18 protein-coding genes and 1 pseudogene are annotated in these 18,096 nt (G+C 69.0%); 5 read left to right on the top strand and 14 right to left on the bottom strand.

What is annotated here, in order from left to right; all coding sequences use genetic code 11:
* The 11 genes and pseudogenes from F6X38_RS24030 to F6X38_RS21690 form a co-directional block, all read right to left on the bottom strand.
* A pseudogene (locus tag F6X38_RS24030) lies at nucleotides 1-168 on the bottom strand (CoA-acylating methylmalonate-semialdehyde dehydrogenase); the annotation flags it as partial.
* Complete coding sequence (locus F6X38_RS21735) at nucleotides 165-1,277, bottom strand: Gfo/Idh/MocA family protein (protein WP_246191485.1); 1,113 nt, start codon at nucleotides 1,275-1,277, stop codon at nucleotides 165-167. The gene F6X38_RS21735 and the pseudogene F6X38_RS24030, both read right to left, overlap by 4 nt.
* A gap of 2 nt (nucleotides 1,278-1,279) precedes the next feature.
* Nucleotides 1,280-2,203, bottom strand: a complete 924-nt coding sequence (locus F6X38_RS21730) for a sugar phosphate isomerase/epimerase family protein (RefSeq protein ID WP_150973554.1) — start codon at nucleotides 2,201-2,203, stop codon at nucleotides 1,280-1,282.
* Between the two features lie 59 nt (nucleotides 2,204-2,262).
* Nucleotides 2,263-3,204 (bottom strand): sugar phosphate isomerase/epimerase family protein, encoded by a 942-nt coding sequence (locus F6X38_RS21725; RefSeq protein ID WP_150973552.1) that lies wholly within the window; start codon nucleotides 3,202-3,204, stop codon nucleotides 2,263-2,265.
* Nucleotides 3,205-3,268: 64 nt separating this feature from the next.
* The gene (locus F6X38_RS21720) at nucleotides 3,269-4,441 is read right to left on the bottom strand and encodes a Gfo/Idh/MocA family protein (RefSeq protein ID WP_150973550.1); all 1,173 of its coding nucleotides are present in this window, start codon (nucleotides 4,439-4,441) and stop codon (nucleotides 3,269-3,271) included.
* 29 nt (nucleotides 4,442-4,470) lie between these two features.
* The gene (locus F6X38_RS21715; protein WP_150973548.1) at nucleotides 4,471-5,493 is read right to left on the bottom strand and encodes a Gfo/Idh/MocA family oxidoreductase; all 1,023 of its coding nucleotides are present in this window, start codon (nucleotides 5,491-5,493) and stop codon (nucleotides 4,471-4,473) included.
* Nucleotides 5,490-6,395, bottom strand: coding sequence for a sugar phosphate isomerase/epimerase family protein (locus F6X38_RS21710; protein WP_150973546.1), 906 nt, complete (start codon nucleotides 6,393-6,395; stop codon nucleotides 5,490-5,492). Before F6X38_RS21710 ends, F6X38_RS21715 begins: the two co-directional genes overlap by 4 nt.
* A gap of 60 nt (nucleotides 6,396-6,455) precedes the next feature.
* Nucleotides 6,456-7,283, bottom strand: a complete 828-nt coding sequence (locus F6X38_RS21705; protein ID WP_150973544.1) for an ATP-binding cassette domain-containing protein — start codon at nucleotides 7,281-7,283, stop codon at nucleotides 6,456-6,458.
* Between the two features lie 3 nt (nucleotides 7,284-7,286).
* On the bottom strand, nucleotides 7,287-8,285 hold the full coding sequence (locus F6X38_RS21700) for an ABC transporter permease (RefSeq protein ID WP_150973542.1): 999 nt from the start codon (nucleotides 8,283-8,285) through the stop codon (nucleotides 7,287-7,289).
* Between the two features lie 10 nt (nucleotides 8,286-8,295).
* On the bottom strand, nucleotides 8,296-9,324 hold the full coding sequence (locus F6X38_RS21695) for an ABC transporter permease (protein ID WP_246191484.1): 1,029 nt from the start codon (nucleotides 9,322-9,324) through the stop codon (nucleotides 8,296-8,298).
* Between the two features lie 98 nt (nucleotides 9,325-9,422).
* Nucleotides 9,423-10,397: a substrate-binding domain-containing protein gene (locus tag F6X38_RS21690; RefSeq protein WP_150973564.1), complete on the bottom strand. Its 975-nt coding sequence runs from the start codon at nucleotides 10,395-10,397 to the stop codon at nucleotides 9,423-9,425.
* A 153-nt stretch (nucleotides 10,398-10,550) separates the two neighbouring features.
* On the opposite strand from F6X38_RS21690, the gene F6X38_RS21685 reads away from it, so the two are divergent.
* Nucleotides 10,551-11,585, top strand: a complete 1,035-nt coding sequence (locus tag F6X38_RS21685; protein WP_150973562.1) for a LacI family DNA-binding transcriptional regulator — start codon at nucleotides 10,551-10,553, stop codon at nucleotides 11,583-11,585.
* Nucleotides 11,586-11,705: 120 nt separating this feature from the next.
* Here F6X38_RS21685 and F6X38_RS21680 read toward each other — a convergent pair whose 3' ends face one another.
* A complete protein-coding gene (locus F6X38_RS21680) occupies nucleotides 11,706-12,791 on the bottom strand; it encodes an alcohol dehydrogenase catalytic domain-containing protein (RefSeq protein WP_150973538.1) in 1,086 nt (361 codons plus the stop codon).
* Between the two features lie 108 nt (nucleotides 12,792-12,899).
* Here F6X38_RS21680 and F6X38_RS21675 point away from each other — a divergent pair, with 108 nt between their 5' ends.
* On the top strand, nucleotides 12,900-13,676 hold the full coding sequence (locus F6X38_RS21675; RefSeq protein WP_150973535.1) for a helix-turn-helix transcriptional regulator: 777 nt from the start codon (nucleotides 12,900-12,902) through the stop codon (nucleotides 13,674-13,676).
* A 64-nt stretch (nucleotides 13,677-13,740) separates the two neighbouring features.
* Here F6X38_RS21675 and F6X38_RS21670 read toward each other — a convergent pair whose 3' ends face one another.
* Entirely contained in the window at nucleotides 13,741-14,625 is an 885-nt protein-coding gene (locus tag F6X38_RS21670) for an NAD(P)H-binding protein (protein WP_150973533.1), read from the bottom strand.
* 151 nt (nucleotides 14,626-14,776) lie between these two features.
* Here F6X38_RS21670 and F6X38_RS21665 point away from each other — a divergent pair, with 151 nt between their 5' ends.
* Nucleotides 14,777-15,700, top strand: a complete 924-nt coding sequence (locus F6X38_RS21665; RefSeq protein ID WP_150973531.1) for an AraC family transcriptional regulator — start codon at nucleotides 14,777-14,779, stop codon at nucleotides 15,698-15,700.
* Nucleotides 15,701-15,728: 28 nt separating this feature from the next.
* Entirely contained in the window at nucleotides 15,729-16,118 is a 390-nt protein-coding gene (locus F6X38_RS21660) for an ester cyclase (protein WP_150973529.1), read from the top strand.
* Nucleotides 16,119-16,320: 202 nt separating this feature from the next.
* Here the strand turns inward: F6X38_RS21660 and F6X38_RS21655 are convergent, their stop codons facing one another.
* Nucleotides 16,321-16,968 (bottom strand): FMN-dependent NADH-azoreductase, encoded by a 648-nt coding sequence (locus F6X38_RS21655; protein ID WP_150973527.1) that lies wholly within the window; start codon nucleotides 16,966-16,968, stop codon nucleotides 16,321-16,323.
* Nucleotides 16,969-17,144: 176 nt separating this feature from the next.
* Here F6X38_RS21655 and F6X38_RS21650 point away from each other — a divergent pair, with 176 nt between their 5' ends.
* The gene (locus F6X38_RS21650) at nucleotides 17,145-18,041 is read left to right on the top strand and encodes a LysR family transcriptional regulator (RefSeq protein WP_150973525.1); all 897 of its coding nucleotides are present in this window, start codon (nucleotides 17,145-17,147) and stop codon (nucleotides 18,039-18,041) included.
* The last annotated feature ends 55 nt before the right edge of the window (nucleotides 18,042-18,096 follow it).

The raw sequence follows: 18,096 nt of genomic DNA, 5'->3' as shown, positions 1-18,096 counted from the left end.
CTTCGGCTGCGCGGCCTTCGCGCCGTCGACGGCCCGCTGCAACTCGTCGGAGCTCGCCAGCGCCACGCGCCCCGTCGCCTGTCCCGTCGCCGGGTTGAAGACGTCCGCATGGCGGCCGGAGGTGCCCGCGACCCGCTGCCCGTCGATGAAATGGCCGATGTCGTTCATGTCGCCTCTCCGTTACGCCGGACGGTCCGGCTCGCTTGTTCGTCCCCGGGTCGCGGTTGATCGCCGGGAGGCATCACGTTCCGCAACTCGACGACGCGGCCCTCGGCCGCGCTGATCCTGGCCGCGTCGAGGACCTCCAGCGTGCGGATGGCTTCCGCCGCCGTCACTGGAGGGTCGCCGCCGTCGCGGACGGCAGCCGCGAACGCCTCGTAGTAGTCGTGGTACCTGCCCTGTTCCGACGGGATGCGCTCCGCCCCGTCCGCGGTGCGCAGCGTTCCCCACAACTCGGGCCGCTCGTATCCCCAGACAGCGAGGTCGTCGGCGGGGCGAAGGCCGGCGAAGATCGCCTGCGCCTGCACGTCTGTTCCGGACGAAGCATAGCTGCCGCGATCGCCGTAGACGACGAACTCGCGCACGGCGAGGCGGTTGAGCTTGCTCGCGGAAAGGTACGACCGGACGCCGTCCGCGTGCATGAGCGACAGGACGAAGCCGGCATCCGTGCGCCCGTCCGGTCGGTCGACGTGGTCAAGCGAGGCGTGGACGGATACGGCGGGTCCGAGGAGCCAGAGCGCCTGGTCGACGAGGTGGCTGCCGAGGTCGCGCAGCAACCCTCCGGTCTCCCCGGCCTCGAGCGTATCCGGGTCGTCGAGATCCATGCGCGAGTGCAAGCGCCAGAGCCGGCCGACGCGGCCCTCGTCGACGACCTTGCGGAGCGTCAGGACGTCGGCGTCGAGGCGGCGGTTGTGGAACACGCCGAGCGGCACGCCGGCGGCCTTCGCGGCGCGATCAAGCTCGCGGCCAGCCTCGGCGCTCGGCGCGAACGGCTTGTCGGCGATCACCGGCACCCCGGCCGCGATGGCCTCCAGCACCAGTTCCCGCCGGGTCTGCGGCGGCGTCGTGACCGTGACGGCGTCCATACCGTCGGAAAGCATCTCGGTCAGGCTCGGGTAGATCCGGACGTCCGGGTGATCGGCCCTCGCCCGCGCGACCGTGGCTTCTGCACGGGCCACGATGCCGGCGAGCTCGACGCCCCTCGCCGCCCGGATGAAGGGAGCATGGAAGTGCCGCCCCCCGGTTCCGTACCCGACGACCCCGATGCGCATCGCCATCGTCAAAACCCCACGCTCTTCAGGTAGTCGCGGCTAGCCTTCACATCGGCGAGACTGCCGCCGGCGTTCCGCGGGTCGCGCTCCTGCTCGACGGTGACGAAGCCCTCGTAGCCGAGCCGGTCGAGAAGGCTTCGGATCGCCGGGTAGTCGATGCAGCCGCGCCCGATCGGGCACATGACGCCCTGCCCGCAGGCTTCGAAGAAGCGGACCCGCTCGTCCATCACGCGCTCGAACACCGCCCGGTCGATGTCCTTGAAGTGAATGTAATCCAGCCGGTCGGCGTAGCGCTCCAGCGCCGCCACGGGGTCCATACCGGCGTAGAACGTGTGGCCGGTGTCCAGGCAGAAGCCCGCGACCTCCCGCGGCACGTCGGCGGCGATGCGCTCGATCTCGTCGGCGAACTCGATGTAGCCGCCGGCATGGGGATGGATCACCGCGCGCACGCCGTAGCGCTCCCGTGCCAGGTCGGCGATGGCGCGGATGCTCGCGACCATACCGGACCATTCGGCGTCCGACAGGCGCGGGGCCCGATCCGAATGGCCGGCGGCGTAGTCGCGCTCGTCGTGGCCCCAGTCCATCACGGTCAGGTACGGCGTCGGGTAGCCTTGACCGACGAGTTGCGCGGGCTGCGGCAGCTTCGCGACGAGAGCGCAGATCTCGTCGGTCTGCCGCAGGAGGCTGTCGCGGTTCGCCGGCGACACCAGGTCGTCGAAGATCGTGCCGGCGACGATGAAGAGGCCGCGTTTCGCCAGCGCGTCCGAAACGCGTGCCCGGTCCAGCGGCACGTAGCCGTAGGGTCCGAGTTCCAGCCCGCCGTAGCCGGCAGCCGCCGCCTCGTCGAACACCCGTTCCCACGGCGGCAGGTTCGGATTGCGGACGTCGTCGACGCCCCAGCAGCAGGGGGCCGTCGTGATGGTGATCGACATGGCCGTTCCCGTGAGACGGCGCCCGGCGGCTTTGAGACAGCCGAGCGCGGCGAAGTCGCCTATCGGCTGATCGTGGCCTGGAGCGCGTCGATCGAGGACTGGATGCCGGCGTCCGTGGACATGGTGAAGTCCTCCATCTCCAGGCTGACCCAGCCGTTGTGGCCGCACATGCGCACCACGGAGAAGAACTCCTTCCACCATTGCAGGTCGCGACCCGCGCCGACCGCCACGTAGTTCCACGAACGGTTGGCGACGTCGGTCACTTCCTTCAGTTCGAGAAGGCCGTTGACATCGGCAACGCCGCGCTCGATGCGGGTGTCCTTGCCGTGGCAGTGATGGATCGCCTTGCCCAGCGCCCGAGCGGCTGCGATCGGGTCGGCGCCCATCCACATCAGGTGCGAGGGGTCGAGGTTCATGCCGACCGTGTCGCCGACCTCGTTGCGCAGCCGGAACAGCGTTTCCGGGTTCCAGACCAACATCGCGGAGAAGTTCTCGAGCGCATACTTCTCGACGCCCACCTCCTTCGCGAGCTTCACGAGATCGTGCCAGAGCGGGAAGGCGCGGTCCTCCCACTGGTAGCGGTCGCGCTCGGGCATCTCGTCCGGCCAGCTTTTGGTGTAGACGAGCCAGTTCGGCACGGTGTCGCCCGGGGCAGCCTCTGGCAGGCCGGACATGGTGACGATCGTCTTCACGCCGATCTCGCCGGCGAGGCGGATCGTCTCCTCCATCTCCTTGCGGTGCCGCTCTCCCATCGCGCCGGGGTCGAGGGGATTCGCCGAGCAGTTGAGGGCGGCGATCTCGAGGCCTCGCGCCTCGATCTCGGCGAGCTTCTGCTTGAGCAGGCCCTTGTCTGCGAGGAGCTCGTCGGCGCGGAAGTGCGGCCCCTTGGACCAGCCGCCGCCGGTCATCTCGATGCCCTCGACGCCGAGCTTGACGCACTTGTCGAGCATGTCCGTGAAGGAGAGGTTCCCCATCACGTCGGTGCAGATCGCGAGTTTCATGGATTTGAGTCCTGTGGGATTGGATGCGGCGCGTCGGCGGGAGGGGTCGGCGCGCCCGGAGGCGTCAGCGAAAATCGACCCAGGCGGAGCCGGCGTCCGCCGAGCGGACGCAGTTCTCCAGCCAGCGCACGCCCTCGGTGCCGGCATGGATGTCGGGATAGCGGTGGATCTTGAGGAAAGCCTCGTCGCCGCGGCGCGTGGCGTCGATGGCCTGGGCGATCCAGAGGTAGATGTTGGCCCACGAGTCGCCGAGCCCCTCGGTGTGAAGGCCGCCCATCCGGTCGACCGCGAGGCTCTCATCCTCGAGGTACGGCATGCCGTGGTGCAGGATGCGGTTCGGCTCGCCCTGCACCTCGTAGACCAACTGGTCGGGATGGCTGTCGGACCATTCGACCGACGCCTTCGAGCCGACGAAGCGGTAGCGCTGCGAGCCCATGTTGCCGGCGTCCACCGATGAGACCCAGAGATGGCCGCGCGCGCCGTTGTCGTAGTGCATGAGGACGGTGGCGTGGTCTTCCAGCGGCGCCCGGGTCGGGATGAAGGCCTTGCGGTCGCAGAGCAGCCGCTCGACCTTGAGGTGCGGCAGCACCACCTCGGACAGGTAGTAGAGGTGGGTGCCGATGTCGCCGAGCACGAAGGTCGGGCCCGCGGTCTTCGGGTTGGTGCGCCACCTGACCGCTTCGCCAGCGCCGACGTCGTCGCCGGCGTTGAAGCCGTGGGTGTAGCGCAGGTCGACGAGCCGGATCTCCCCGAGCATGCCCTTGGCGACCATCGCCGCCATCTGCCGGACGAGCGGATGGCCGGTGAAGCCGTAGGTGACACCGACGACGAGGCCCTTCCGCTCGGCCAGCGCGGCGATCTCGTCGCACTCGGCGACGGTGAAGAACAGCGGCTTCTCGCAGACGACGTTGAGTCCCGCCTCGAGGCAGGCCTTGGTGATCTCGTAGTGCGTGAAGTTCGGGGTGGCGATCGACACGACCTCGACCCCGTCCTCGCGTCCGGTCTCCCCGGCGATCAGCGCCCTGTAGTCGGCGTAGCAGCGCTCCGCGTCGACGCCGAGCCTCGTACCGAAGTCGCGGCCGCGCTCCGCGTCGAGGTCGAAGGCGCCTGCCAAGAGGCGGTAGGTGCCGTCGCGCTGCGCGCCGGTGCGGTGCTTGTAGCCGACCTGGCCCGTGCGCCCGCCCCCCACCATGCCCCAGCGTAATGGGCGCTCGATCAGTCTCTCGCCGTTGATCATCGCATTCTCGCTTCGGATTGGCTGCTTGTTCAGGCCGCCTTCGCGGCGGGCACGTCGTAGAGTTCGGGCTTCCGGATCATCGCGACGGGCTCGAGGTTGCCGCTCGACACGGCGCGGAGCGCGGCGTCGGCGACGAGCGTCGCCGCGTAGCCGTCCCAAGTGGACGGGCCGGTCGCCGTCCCGGCCGAGGCCGCCGCGATCCATTCGCGGAACTCCTGGTCGTAAGCCTCGACGAAGCGCTGGCGCCAGTCTTCCGGTATCGCCTGCCGGATCCCTCGGAGATCGGACACGACCGTGGCGGGCCGGTTGGGCAGCGCGGCGACGCCGCGCTCGCAGCTCACCTCGCCCCGGATGTCGTAGCCGTAGGCGATGTTGACCGAGATCTCGACGTCGACAATCGCGCCGGACCGCATGTGCAGGAGCACGAGGTGAGGGTCGCGCAGTTCCCCGCCTTGGCGCGAACGGCGCGGCAGCCGCACCTCGACGCCGGCGATCTCGTCGGTCAAGAGCCAGCGCGAGACGTCGGCATCGTGGACCAGCGTGTCGTTGAGCGGCATGTCGGAGGTGTAGAGGCCCGCCGGGACCGAGGCGTTGCGATGCACCGAATGGAACATCAGCGGAGCCCCAAGCTCCCCGGCGTCGATCACCGCCTTCAGCCGGCGATAGTCGGCGTCGAAGCGGCGCATGAACCCGACCTGCACGAGGCGGCGACCGAACGCCGTCTCAGCCTCCATGACCTTGAGCGCGGCGGCCTCGGACGTCGTCAACGGCTTCTCGCAGAAGACCGGCTTGCCAGCGGCGATGGCCGCGAGAAGCTGCTCCTCGTGGGCCGGCCCCCAGGAGCAGATCACCGCGGCGTCCACCTTGTCCGAACGGATCAAGGCTTCCGCCGTGTCGAAGGTCTCCGCCCCCGGGGGCGCCGCGGCCGCCGCGCCATCGCGGTCGATGTCGGCGACCGCGACGACCGCGGCGCCTGACAGCACCGTGGTCAATCGTCGGATGTGGTCCCGACCGATCGTCCCGGTGCCGATGACGCCGACCCGGAGCGTCATTTCGCGGCCCAGTACTTGTCGACGAAGCGCTGCATCTCGGCGCGCATGAAGCGGCCGGACTCGTCCGCCCGGTCCTCCCAGGCGAAGACGCAGGACGTCATGATGCCGTCGAAACCGATCTCCGCGAGCGTGCCGAAGAAGTCGTCCCACGGCACCTCGCCCTGGCCGATGTTCAGGTGCTGGTGGATGCGGGCCTGGGTGCCCGGCGGGTTGAGGATGTAGCGAAGGCCCGAGCTGGCCTTGTGGTTGAACGTGTCGCCGACATGGACGTGCGCGAGGACGTCGGCGCATTCGCGCAGCATCGCCTTCGTGTCGTCGCCGAAGTAGAAGGTGTGCGGCGCGCAGTAGAGGAACTTCACCCGCGGCGAGTTCACCGTGCGGATGATGTCGACCGCCGGCTGGATCGTCTCGCACCAGTCCTCGGGATGCGGCTCGACATGAAGGTTGATGCTCTCCTTCTCGAAGATCGGTACGAGCTCCTCCATCGAACGCCACCAGGCGTCTTCGCAGGCCTCGATCATCGAGCCGGAGTGGCAGCAGTAGCAGGAGCCCTTGTCCGGGTGCGGGCCGCGCCCGAACTCCGAGTTCATCGTGTCGACGCCGAGCTCGACGGCGATCTCGATCGCCCGCTTCCAGTGTCGGACCGCCGCCTGCCGCTCGGTCTCGTCGTTGGAGGCCCAGCGGTACATCGGCAGGAGCGAGGCGATGCGCACGTTCGCGTCGCCAAGCGCCTTCTTCAACGACTTTACGCGGCCGGGGAAAACGCGCGGTGCCTTGAACCATTCGAGGAAATCGCCGCGGGGCGCGAGCTCCATCCACTCGTAGCCGAGCTCGGCGACCTTGGACGGCAGCTTCTCCAGCGGCAGGAAGCGGTGCATGTGCGGGTCGATGGCGATTTTCATGGGGCTCACCGGAAAGGGGTTTCGCAGGGCGCGGTCGCGCTCCGGGCGTAGTCTCGCGCGTCAGGGCGCGGGCGACGGCGGCGGGTGTCCCTGGTGGGTATCCATGTAGCCTTCGATGGTGGTCTCGAGATCGGCCATCGTCTCGCCGCCCGCCATCAGGTCGGTGATCTCCTCGCGGGTCTTCTCGCCCTTGCGGAAGTCGGCGGCGATGGCGCCGCGGATCAGCACTGCGAAGTGGTCACCGACCGCCATCGCGTGCATGACCTGATGGGTGATGAAGATCACCGCGAGGCCGCGCCGCTTGGCCTCGTTGACGATCCTGAGCACGTGCGCGGCCTGCTTGACGCCGAGCGCCGCGGTCGGCTCGTCGAGGATCAGCACCTTCGCGCCGAAATGCACCGCCCGCGCGATAGCGAGCGACTGCCGCTCGCCGCCCGACAGGCCGCCGACCAGCCGATCGCCGTCGTCGATGCGGGTGATGCCGAAACTCTGCACCGCCTTGACCGCGATCGCGTTCGCCGTCTCGCGGTCGAAGACCTTGAAGGGGCCCCAGCCCTTGGTCGGCTCGACGCCAACGAAGAACGAACGGCCGATGCTCATCAGCGGGAAGGTCCCGCCGAACTGATGCACGGTGGCGATGCCCCGGTCCGCGGCGTCCTTGGGCTTGCCGAAGACGACCTCCTGGCCGTCCATCAGGATCTGGCCGCGGGTCGGGACGTGCACCCCGGCGAGCGTCCGGATCAGCGTCGACTTGCCGGCGCCGTTGTCGCCGAGGAGGCAGAGCACCTCGCCGGCATGAACCTTCAGCGAAATCTCGTGCAGGACGTCGATCGGCCCGAAGGACTTGTCGACCTTGCGCAGTTCCAGAACGGGTGTCTTGTCTGACATGGTTCAGGCCCTCGCCTTCTTCCGGGGGGAGTAGCGCAGCGCCAGCCCGCGGAGGCTTTCGTTCATCGCCACCGCGACGAGCAGCATCACGCCGATGATCAGGTTCGACCAGTTGCGGTCGATCTGGGTGAAGTAGATGCCCTGGCTGACGATCGCGAAGGTCAGCGTGCCGAAGAAGATGCCCGGCACCGATCCGAAGCCGCCGGTGAGCAGCACGCCGCCGACCACGACGCTGACGATGGCGTTGAAGATGTAGCCCATGCCGCCGGACACCTGCGCCGAGTTGAACAGGATCGCCTGGCACATGCCGACGAACGCCGCCGACGTGGCCGACAGGACAAACAGCAGGACCGTCACACGATCGGTCGGGATGCCGGCGTTGCGGGCCGAGAGCTTGTCGCCGCCCATGGCGTAGATCCAGTTGCCGTAGCGGCTCCTGTGCATGACGAAGGCGAAGACGACCGTGAGGACCAGCCACCATACGATGATGACCTGGTGGCTGCCGCCGATCAGTTGGCCGAAGGCGAACTTCGCCCAGCCCGGTGCGGTGACCGCGACGCCGGCGTTGCCAGTCAGGAGGACGGAGCCCGCCAGGACGATCCCCTGCATCGCCACCAGCGTGCCGAGCGTGATGATCAGCGACGGCACCGTCGTGCGGATCGCCAGGTACCCGTTGACCAGGCCCACGATGATGCCGATCCCGAGTGCGCCCGCCATCCCGACCACGATCGGCAGCCCATAGTAGCCGGAGAGGATGGCGGTCGCCATGGAACCCGCCGGGATCATCGCGCCGAACGAGATGTCGATCTCCCCGGAGATCATCAGGAGCCCGAGCGGGAGCGCCACGATGCCGAGGTTCGCCGCGAAGTTCACCCAGCTCGCCGCCCCCGCGAGTCTGCCGACGTCGACGCCGCCGAAGACGACATAGAAGACGAGCACGCCGAGGAGGCTGAGGATAGAGGCGGCGGCCGGTCGCCGCAGGAAGGTGCCGAAGAAGTCCATCGTCTCCCCCTCACTTCTTCTTGGCGGCGTAGCTCAGCGCCAGGGCGCGGAAGCTGTCGTTGGAAAGGACCGCCGCCAGGAGCAGCGCCCCGATGATGACCGACCCGAGGTTGGGATCGAGTCCGGAGAAGAAGATGCCCTGGTTCACGATGGCGAAGGTCGCGGTGCCGAACGCGATGCCGATGACCGACCCCGCCCCACCCGTCAGGCTGACGCCGCCGATGACGACGCACATGATCGAGTTGAAAATGAACGAGTTGCCCGCGGCGACCTGCGCGCTGCCGAAGGTGATGACCTGCGTCACGCCGACGAAGGCCGCGGCAAACCCTGAGAGCATGTAGAGCTGGATGGTCAGGCGCCGCGTCGAGATGCCGGCGTTGCGGGCGCTCTCGGGGTCGCCGCCGAGCGCGTAGACCCAGTTCCCCCAAGGGCTGACGTGCAGGAGGTAGTAGACGACGGCGACGAAGCCCAGCCACCAGAAGATGCTGACCTGGAACATGCCGCCGAGGGCGCCGCCGAAGAGCGATTTCGTCACCGCGTCGGGCCGGATGAAGACGCCGGTGGATCCCGCGATCAGGATGGTGAGGCCGAGCGTCAGCCCCATCACCCCGAACATCGTGCCGATGGTAATGATGAGCGAGGGGATCCTGGTCCGGGTGACGAGAAGGCCGTTCACGAACCCGACGAGTAGTCCGAGGGCGAGCCCCGCCGCGATGCCAATGGCGACCGGCAGGTGATAGTGGCCCGCCACGATGGCCACTGTCAGGCTTGACGCCGGCAGGACGGCTCCGACGGATATGTCGAGGTATCCGGCGATCATGAGGAGACCGACCGGGAGGGCGATGAAGCCGACGTCCGCGGCCATGTTGAGCCAGCTCGACCAGCCCGGCGCGCCGACGAAGACCTTGCCGCCGAGAATGGCGAAGAAGACGAAGACGACGAGAAGCCCGAGAAAGGACCCTGTTTCGGGTCGCCGCGCGAGCCGACCGAGGCCCCCGCCACCGACTCCCCTGCTTCTGACTGGTGCGATCGCGCTCACGGTTCCCCCCCCGTCGATCCGGCGCTCTCGCCGGCAAGCTCCCATCCAGATCGAGCCGCCCGGACGTTGCCGGGCGGCGTTCCCTTCCCTTCCGCGCCTTAGCGGGTGCCCGCCTGGGCGCCGGCCTCGGTGGCCTTGATGTTCTGGCTGTCGACGATGCCCGGCCCGGTCAGGATCTCGCGGGTCGGGATGGTCAGGCCGTAGTTGACGTAGCCGTTCAGGATCGACACGGCGTAGAAGCCCTGCTGGTAGCCCTGCTGGTCGACCGCGCAGGCCTGCGCGCCGCCGTCGATCTGCGCCAGGATGGCCTGGTCGAAGTTCACGCCGCAGAGCTTGACCGTGCCACCCTTGCCGGCCTGGGCGATGGCCTGAGCCGCGCCGATGGCGTCGAGGTTGGCCGTGACGAAGACGGAATCCACCTCGCTATGCTGTAGCAAGTAGGCCTTGATGGCCTGCGCCACGGCGGTCACGTTGCCTTCCGCGGTGGCCGGAAGCGGCAGGACGTCGGCCTTGCCGCCGGCGGCGGTGATGCCATCGTTAAAGCCTTTGCAGTAGGCCTCGATGTTCGCCGCGCCGGGCAGCGAGTTGACGCAAACGCCGCTCTTGCCGCCGGCCTTGCCGAGGTAGTCGCCGCCCGCGACGCCGGCCTTGTAGTCGACCGCGCCGACGTAGTTCAGCGCGCCGAGACGATCGGCCGCCTCGATACCGCCAGCGTTGTAGATCACCAGCGGGATCTTCTTGTCGACGACCGCCTTGAAGGCGGGATCCATAGCCTCCGGAACCCAGTCCGGGCCGACGATGGCGTCCGCGCCCTGGTCGATGGCCTGGCGGATGAGTTCAGCGGCATCGACGCCCAGGTTGTCGTAGTTCTGCGGGCCGAGCCAAGTGACCGAGCCGCCCTGGACCTCAACGACCTTGCCGGCGTCCTCCGCACCTTTCTTGACGATGGACCAGAACGGGTCGTCGGGCTTGCCGCCGATGACGAAGATCTTGGCAGCGAACGCGGCGTTCGAGGCGAACGCGACAACAGCGACGGTCGACATCGCCAAGGCGATGCGTCGGAACTTTCTCATCTCTGAAAACCTCCCATGCCCCGCTCCCGAGGGGGCTTTGTCTGCGACACGACCCATATCTTCTGCTTGAACTACTTGGAACGTGAAAATATAACCTCATGAATGATTGTTTCATGGAATGTCTGTCACGATGACACAGAAACTGGTGCGGGCATGAAACGGCCGACGATCGCGCAACTGGCCGAGGCGGCCGACGTTTCGATCTCGACGGTGAATCGCATCCTCGGGGGCACCGTCGGGGTCCGCGGCGAAACCATGCAGCGGGTGCAGAGCGCCGCCGAGCGGATCGGCTTCTACGGCGTCGGGACGATCGAGGACCGGCTGCGCAAGGCGACGCCCTCCTACCGGCTCGGCTTCGTGCTGCAACAGTCGAGCCGCGATCTGTACCAACTCTTCGGCCGGAAGATCGTCGCCGCCTGCCGCGACCGCCGCGACGAGGTCGTGGCGCCCGTCGTCGAGTTCGTCGACGTGCTCACACCGGAAAACATCTCCGCGCGCCTGATGGCCGTGGGCAAGGACTGCGACGCCGTCGCCATCGTCGCCGCCGACCATCCGATCATCAGTCACGCCATCAGGACCCTGCGCGAAGCGGGGAAGCAGATCGTCTCCTACATCACTGACCAGAGCGCACCGGATCGGGCGGCCTACGTCGGTACGGACAACTGGAAGCTCGGGCGCACGGCGGCATGGCTCATCGCGCAGACGACCTCCGGACCCGGTCGCGTGGCCGTGTTCATCGGCAACTATCGCTACCAGTGCCAAGACGTGGCCGACGCGAGCTTCCGCTCGTACATGCGCGAGCATGCCCCGCGACTGCTGATCGAGGAGAGCCGTCCGACCCACGAGGAGGCGGACGAAGCCTACCGCATGGTGAGCGAGCTGCTCCGCACGAACGACGATCTTGTCGGGATCCTGATCGTCGGCGGAGGCATATCGGGCGTGCTGCGGGCGATCCGGGAGGTCTCGCCCGAAAGACGGTCGGGCATCAAGGTCATTTGCCGCGACATCGGCCCGGAGACGCGCAAGGGGCTATCGGAAGGCCTGATCACCGCCGCCCTATGCCACCCGCTCGACGCGACCTCTGAGTTGCTCGTGAAAACCATGATCGAGGTGGTCAATCAGGACGACCGGGGTTCGACGCTTCAGCGGACGATCCCGTTCGAGATCGTGACACCGGAAAACATCTGAATCCGCTCACTTCGAGGATCGACGCTGGATTGGGTCTTCCGCAGCAGCTCATCGTCCGGCGCGCCGAGCGACGCCCGCCCGTCCGAGTTCGGGCACCTTCCGCTTGGCCGCGCGGCGCGATCACCCGCCGGGCGTCAGCACGGTCAGCTTGAACGGCCCGACGTTGGCGGCGGCGTGGGTGACGGCGTCGTTGGCATCTTCCAGTGCGAACTTGTCAACGGCGTAGTGGTCGAGATCGAGGAGTCCGGACCGGACGAGGCCGACGATGCCGCCGACGGCGGCCGGCTCGTACATCCACTGGCCGCGGACGGTGATGTTGTTGCGCATGATCCAGGGGTACGGCAGCGCCAAGTCCTCGCCGCCGAGCATGCCGACGCCGCCCATCAGCACCGCCCGTCCGTAGGGGCGTACCGCCATGATCGCGGCGCGCGCGACGCTCGCCGGCACCGACGGCGGCAGGAAGTCGAGGACAGCGTCGATCCGCCCCGGCGCCGCCCGCCGCATCGCCTCCGTGTCCCTGTCGCCGTCGCCCGTCAGCCGCACCGGCACCAGCCGCTCGCCGAAGCGGCGCTTCAGGTCGGCGAGCACCGCTTCGTTGCGGCCGGGCGCGACCACCGAGCGGGCGCCCATCGCGAGCGCGGTCGCGACCGCCGCGCTGCCGAAGTTGCCGGTGGCGCCGCTGACCAGCAGCGTCTCGCCGGCTTTGAGGTCCATCGCCAGCAGTCCGCCATAGGCGATGAGCAGGACGCCGATCGCGCACCAGCTTGCCGCCTCCGTCGGATCGATGGCGCCGATCGGCACGGCGTTCTCGGTCGGCACCCGGACTCGTTCGGCGAACGCGCCATCGCGATGGTACTCCTGCAACCTCTGCCCGCCCTCACCGCGCGCGCTCCAACCTTGCAGGACGATGTCCGGCGTCAGGGCGTCGTCGCGCGAGCGCACCGTCGGGTCGCAGAACACCCAGTCGCCGGGTTTCAGCTTCGTCGCGTCCGGGCCTGCCTCGCGCACCCGGCCTATCGCGCCGCAGCCGGGCACGACGGGCGTCGGCAACAGGTAGCGCCGCTCGCCCGAGAACACCTCGGCGGCGTAGGATAGGACGGGCGCGGCGGCGACGTCGACGACGACCTCGCCGGTGCCGATGACGGGGTCGGGAACGTTCCCGATCGCGAGCGGCGATCCGAACGCCTTCAGGACTGCTGCCTTCATGATCCGTCTCCTTCGGCCGTGGGAGACCCGATCTGGCCCCCCGGTGGAGCCGAATGAAGAGCCGGGCCGATACTGGTATGCTGCGCCACCACCCTCGGGGACCGCTGCATGGACGACGTCTCGGAGCTTGGCGCCTTTCTCCGCTCGCGCCGGGAGCGGTTGCGGCCCGACGACCTGGACCTGCCGACGCTTCGCCGGCGGCGCACGACGGGGTTGCGGCGCGAGGAAGTCGCGCAGCGCGCCGGCATCAGCACCGAATGGTACGTGAAGCTCGAGCAGGGACGCTCGGCGACGCCTTCCGACGAAACGGTCGCGGCGCTGGCGCTCGCGCTTCGCCTCACGGCAGCCGAGGCGGCGCACCTGCGGCGCCTGACCGGAGGCGACAGGCCGAGCCGCTTCGAGCGCGAGGAGGTGCCCGCGGCGCTGCGCCGCCTGGTCGAGAGCCTGCCCGAGCCCGCCTACGTCACCGGCCAGCGCTGGGACCTGCTGGCCTGGAACCGGGCGGCGGCGGATCTCTTCGGCGACTTCGGCAGCGTTCCGGCCGGAGACCGCAACATCCTGCTGCACGTCCTGACCGACCCGGCCGGACGCCGACTGTTCGGCAACGGGTGGAATGGAGAGGCGCGGCGCATGGCGGCACTGTTCCGCGCGACCTTCGACTTATGGCCGGGCGACGCGGCCTTCGCCGACCTCGTCGGGCGCCTCCGGGACGACTGCCCGGAGTTCGAGCCTTGGTGGACGGCGCACGACGTCGGCGAGCCCTCCGCCGGGACCAAGCTGCTCCACCATCCGAAGCAGGGACCCGTGCGCTACGGCTACGCCACCTTCCAGAGCAACGACGACCCCCGGCTGAAACTCGCGATCTATACCAGGATCGGGGAGTAGACCCCGTCCCGTGCCCGTGTCTGCGCGACGGTCGCGGCGTCGACTGACGCCGCCGCCGTGGAAGTCAGCCGGCGACCGCTGGCCTCAGCTTGGTCTCGCACCATTGCCGGAAGGTCGTCGGCGTCCGCTCCCGGTCGGCCTCGCCGCGCGCGACCATGCCGTCCAGCCCCTCGTTCTTGGCGGTCAGCATGTCGACCATCGCCTGCGCCATGCCCGCCGACGCGCCGCGGTTCGTCATCATGCCGCGCATGTCCTCCATCGACATCTCCCGGACCGCGACGGGCTTGCCGAGAACATCCGCCATGGTCCGCGCCATCGCCTCGAACGACAGGTCGTCCGGTCCCAGCATCGGTACCTCCTCGACTCCGCTCCACGACGTGTCCGTCAGCAGCTTCACCGCGACCGCGGCGACGTCGCGCGTCGCCACGTGCGGCAGCCTGAGGTTAGGTGACGCCGGCCAGTAGAACGTTCCCTGGTCCCGGATCGGAGCGACCTGCCGCAAGATGTTCTCCATCAGCGATGCGCAGGCGAGCGCCCGGTAGGCGACGCCCGTCTCGGCGATCATGTCGTCCATCCGCAGCGTCGCCGTCACGTGGCCGGCCTCCCCCGGCCAGCCGCGTCCCAACGCCGAGATGCCGACCACTCGTTTGACGTCGCTCTCCCGCAAGGCGTCGCAGCCCGGACGGGCGAAGTCCACGTAGGCCGCTTCCGCGCTCGCGGCGGCGGGGTCGCCCGGCACGAGCCAGAACACGGCGTCGGCCCCCTCGAACGCCCGCCGGCAGACATTGCCGTCGGCGTGCGACCCCTCGACCACCTCGATGCGCCCGCGCACCTCCGCCGGCAGCTTGGCCGGATCGCGGGCGACGACCCGGATCGGCTCGCCGCCGGCCAGGAGCATGGCCAGGACCTGACGGCCGATGTCCCCGGTGGGTGCCGTGACGACGATCATGCTGCTTTTCCTTCCGCATTCGCGGTCCGCGGCGCCGAGCGGATCGTTGCGGCGCCCGGGGCTTCCCTTGGGGCTGAGCAATAGGAGTTCGCTCGGGGACGAACCAGCCGCCAGGGTTCGCGTTGTCGTCGCGATCGTTCGGAAATCGCCCTTGGACCCGCTGTCGGACGTCCTCTCGCTCCTGAAGCCGCAAAGCTACGCGTCCGCCGGGTTCGACGCGGGCGGCGACTGGTCGTTGCGGTTCCCCGCCTACGAGGGGATCAAGTGCAACGCCGTCGTGTCCGGTGCCTGCTGGCTCTCCATAGATGCGGCCGCAGACGCCGTACGCCTGGAGACCGGCGACTGCTTCCTGCTTCCGAAGGGCTGGCCCTTCCGGCTGGCGAGCGACCCGTCCGTGCCGTCGACCGACGCGAACGCGGTGTTTCCGCCGGCCCGGCGCGGCGGCGTCGTGACGCTGAACGGCGGCGGCGACTTCTTCCTCGTCGGCAGCCGCTTCCTATTGGCCGGACGGCACGCGGAGCTGCTGCTCGACGTGCTGCCGCCCGTCGTCCTCGTCCGGCGCGACGAGGACCGCGACACGCTGCGCTGGGCGCTCGAGCGGATGCGGCGGGAACTGCACGACCCGCAACCGGGTGCCGACATGGTCGCGCAGCATTTGGCGCAATTGATGCTGGTCCAGGTGCTGCGCCTTCACATCGCGGAGGCGGCTCGGGACGGCATCGGCTGGCTGTCGGGCTTGGGCGACCGACGGATCGGCGCGGCGATCGGTTTGATGCACGCCGAACCGGCACGCCGATGGACGCTGGCGGAGCTAGCTGATCGGGTCGGCATGTCGCGAACGTCTTTCGCCGTCCGGTTCAAGCGGACGGTCGGACTCGCGCCGATCGACTACCTGACGCGCTGGCGCATGCTTCTGGCCGGCGACCGGCTGGCGAACAGCGAGGAGGCGATCCCGACAATCGCCGCCTCGCTCGGCTACGAGGCCGAAAGCGCTTTCGGGGCCGCGTTCAAGCGCGTCATGGGCTGCTCGCCGCGACGGTACGGCCGCGATCGGCTAGTGGCCGGGCGGGCGTGAACACTCGCCGCTCCCGGGAGCCGCGTCGATGGCCGTGGTAGACCTTGCCGCCATCTACGGCCGCTACATCGAGTGTTTGAACCAGCAAGACTGGGCCAACCTGGGCGAGTTCGTCCGCGATGACGCGGTCCATAACGGCCGACCGCTCGGATTGTCCGGCTACCAAGCAATGTTGGAGGAAGACTTCCGCACGATCCCGGACCTGCGCTTCCTCGTCGACCTCCTCGTCTGCCAGCCGCCGCACGTCGCGGCCCGCCTCTGGTTCGAATGCACGCCCGCCGGACGCTTCCTCGGCCTCGACGCCGCGGGACGGCGGCTCTCGTTCGCCGAGAACGTCTTCTACCGCTTCCGGGACGGCAGGATCGCCGAGGTCTGGTCGGTCGTGGACAAGGCGGCGATCGAGGCGCAGATCCGGTGACGGCGGAGCGGTCGCAAGGATTCGGTCGATGCTCGCGCACGACGACCGGCCCGACCTCCCCAACAACGCGCCGACACCGTGCGCCATCCTCGGCCGTCTGACCGCCCTTCCCGCGCCGGTGCTTCGGGAACCTCGCCGGCAGACACAACCCGGGGTGACCGGAGGAGGGCCCCCCACCCGCCGTCAGCCCCGGAGGCGATCGTCAGGCGGCAGCGGACTCGATCCCGACGGCCGAGTTGGCGGCTTCGGCGTCGATCTCGTCCTGGAACCGGCTGATGAACTCGTCGCGTCCGATCTGGCCGAGATCGACCGCCTTGGCGTTGCCGGCGGCGACGAAGGCAACGTCGGTGATGCCGATGACCTTGAGGATCAGCCGCAGGTACTGGGTGGCGATGTCCCGGTCGCGGATCGGCGAGCCTTCCGTGTAGACGCCGCCCGACGCCATCAGCACGGTCGCCCGCTTGCCGGTGACGAGGCCGCTGCCGTCAGCCCCGAGCGTCAGTCCCTTGCGCACGACGTGGTCGACCCAGGCCTTCAGCGCCGCCGGGATATTGAAGTTGTAGACGGGCGTCGCGATCACGAGGTGGTCCGTCGCCAGGAGCTCGGCGACGAGCTCGTCCGACAGGCGGAGCACGTTCTTCATCTCGTCCGAATGCTGCTCGGGCGGCGTGAAGTAGGCTTGCAGCCACGGCGCGTTCACGAACGGCAGGTCGGTTTCCATCAGGTCGCGGATGACGACCTCGCCGTCCGGGTGCGCCGCCCGCCAGCGGTCGACGAAGCGGCGGGTCATGTTGCGGGAGATGGAGAAGTCGCCGCGCGGGCTGGTTTCGACGATGAGAAGGCGGGGCATGATGATCGTCCTCTGCATGGTCGGCCGAGGCTGGCGGCCGTGATCGAACTCGTTGCGCGAGCGGCTTCGGCGGCGGTCGGCGCTGCCGGCCGGAATTGCGCTCCGCCAACGTGGTCCCTTGCAGGCCCGTTCGGAAGCGATGAAGATGTGATGGTTTCCATCGGCTGAGATGATGGATGATCGGCAGCCTTACACTTGACCAGCTCCGCGTGCTTGTGACGATCGCGGACGCCGGCAGCTTCTCCGCTGCGGGCCGGAAGCTGAACCGCGCCCAGTCGGCGATCAGCCAAGCCGTAGCGACGCTGGAGAACGTGCAGGGCGTCACGCTGTTCGATCGCGCCGGCCATCGCCCGCAGCTCACCGACGTCGGCCGCGTCCTTGTCGGCCAGGCGCGCATCGTCCTGGCGGGCGCCGGCCGGTTCGAGGCGGTGGCCGCCGGCACGCGCGAGGGGATCGAGCCGGAACTTGCCGTCGCAATCGATCCGCTGGTGCCGACGGCCGCCTTCATCGACAGCCTGCACGCGCTGCGCGTCGCCTTTCCCCACCTGCCGGTGAGCTTCTCGACCGAAGGCCTCGGCGGTGCCGAGCGGCGGCTGCGCCGGGGCGAGGCCGCGCTCGCCTTCTGCATCCTGCTGGGGGGACCGTCGGACGATCTCGCGGCACTGCCGCTCCTCGGCGTCGAGCTCATCCCGGTCGTGGCGCCGGATCATCCGCTGGCTCAACTCGGCCGGGCCGCAACGCGCGCGGATCTCGACGAGCACGCCCAGCTCGTGATGACCGACCCGTCCGCGCCGGACGGTCCGAGCCACGGCATCATCGGAACGAAGGTCTGGCGCTTCGTCGACCTCGGGCGCAGGCTCGACTTCCTCCTGGCGGGGTTCGGCTGGTGCCGCATGCCGGAGGCGTTCGTGGCGCCGCATCTCGCCGACGGGCGCCTCGTCCGCCTGTCGATCGAGGACGATCCCGCCCGTGCGTCCGGCCCCGTGACGATCTACGCCGCGCACCTGCGCGACCGCCCGCTCGGCCGCGCCGGCGCCTGGCTCCTGAACGATCTCAGGGACCGCTTCGCCTGACAGCGCCCACGGTTGTCCGGCATCGGCCGCTCGGTTCCGCCCGCGCATGACCGCG

Source organism: Plantimonas leprariae (assembly GCF_008802405.1).
GTDB classification, from domain to species: domain Bacteria; phylum Pseudomonadota; class Alphaproteobacteria; order Rhizobiales; family Rhizobiaceae; genus Plantimonas; species Plantimonas leprariae.
The sequence above is the reverse complement of the archived record's forward strand: the minus strand, read 5'-3'. Positions and strand labels throughout refer to the sequence as shown.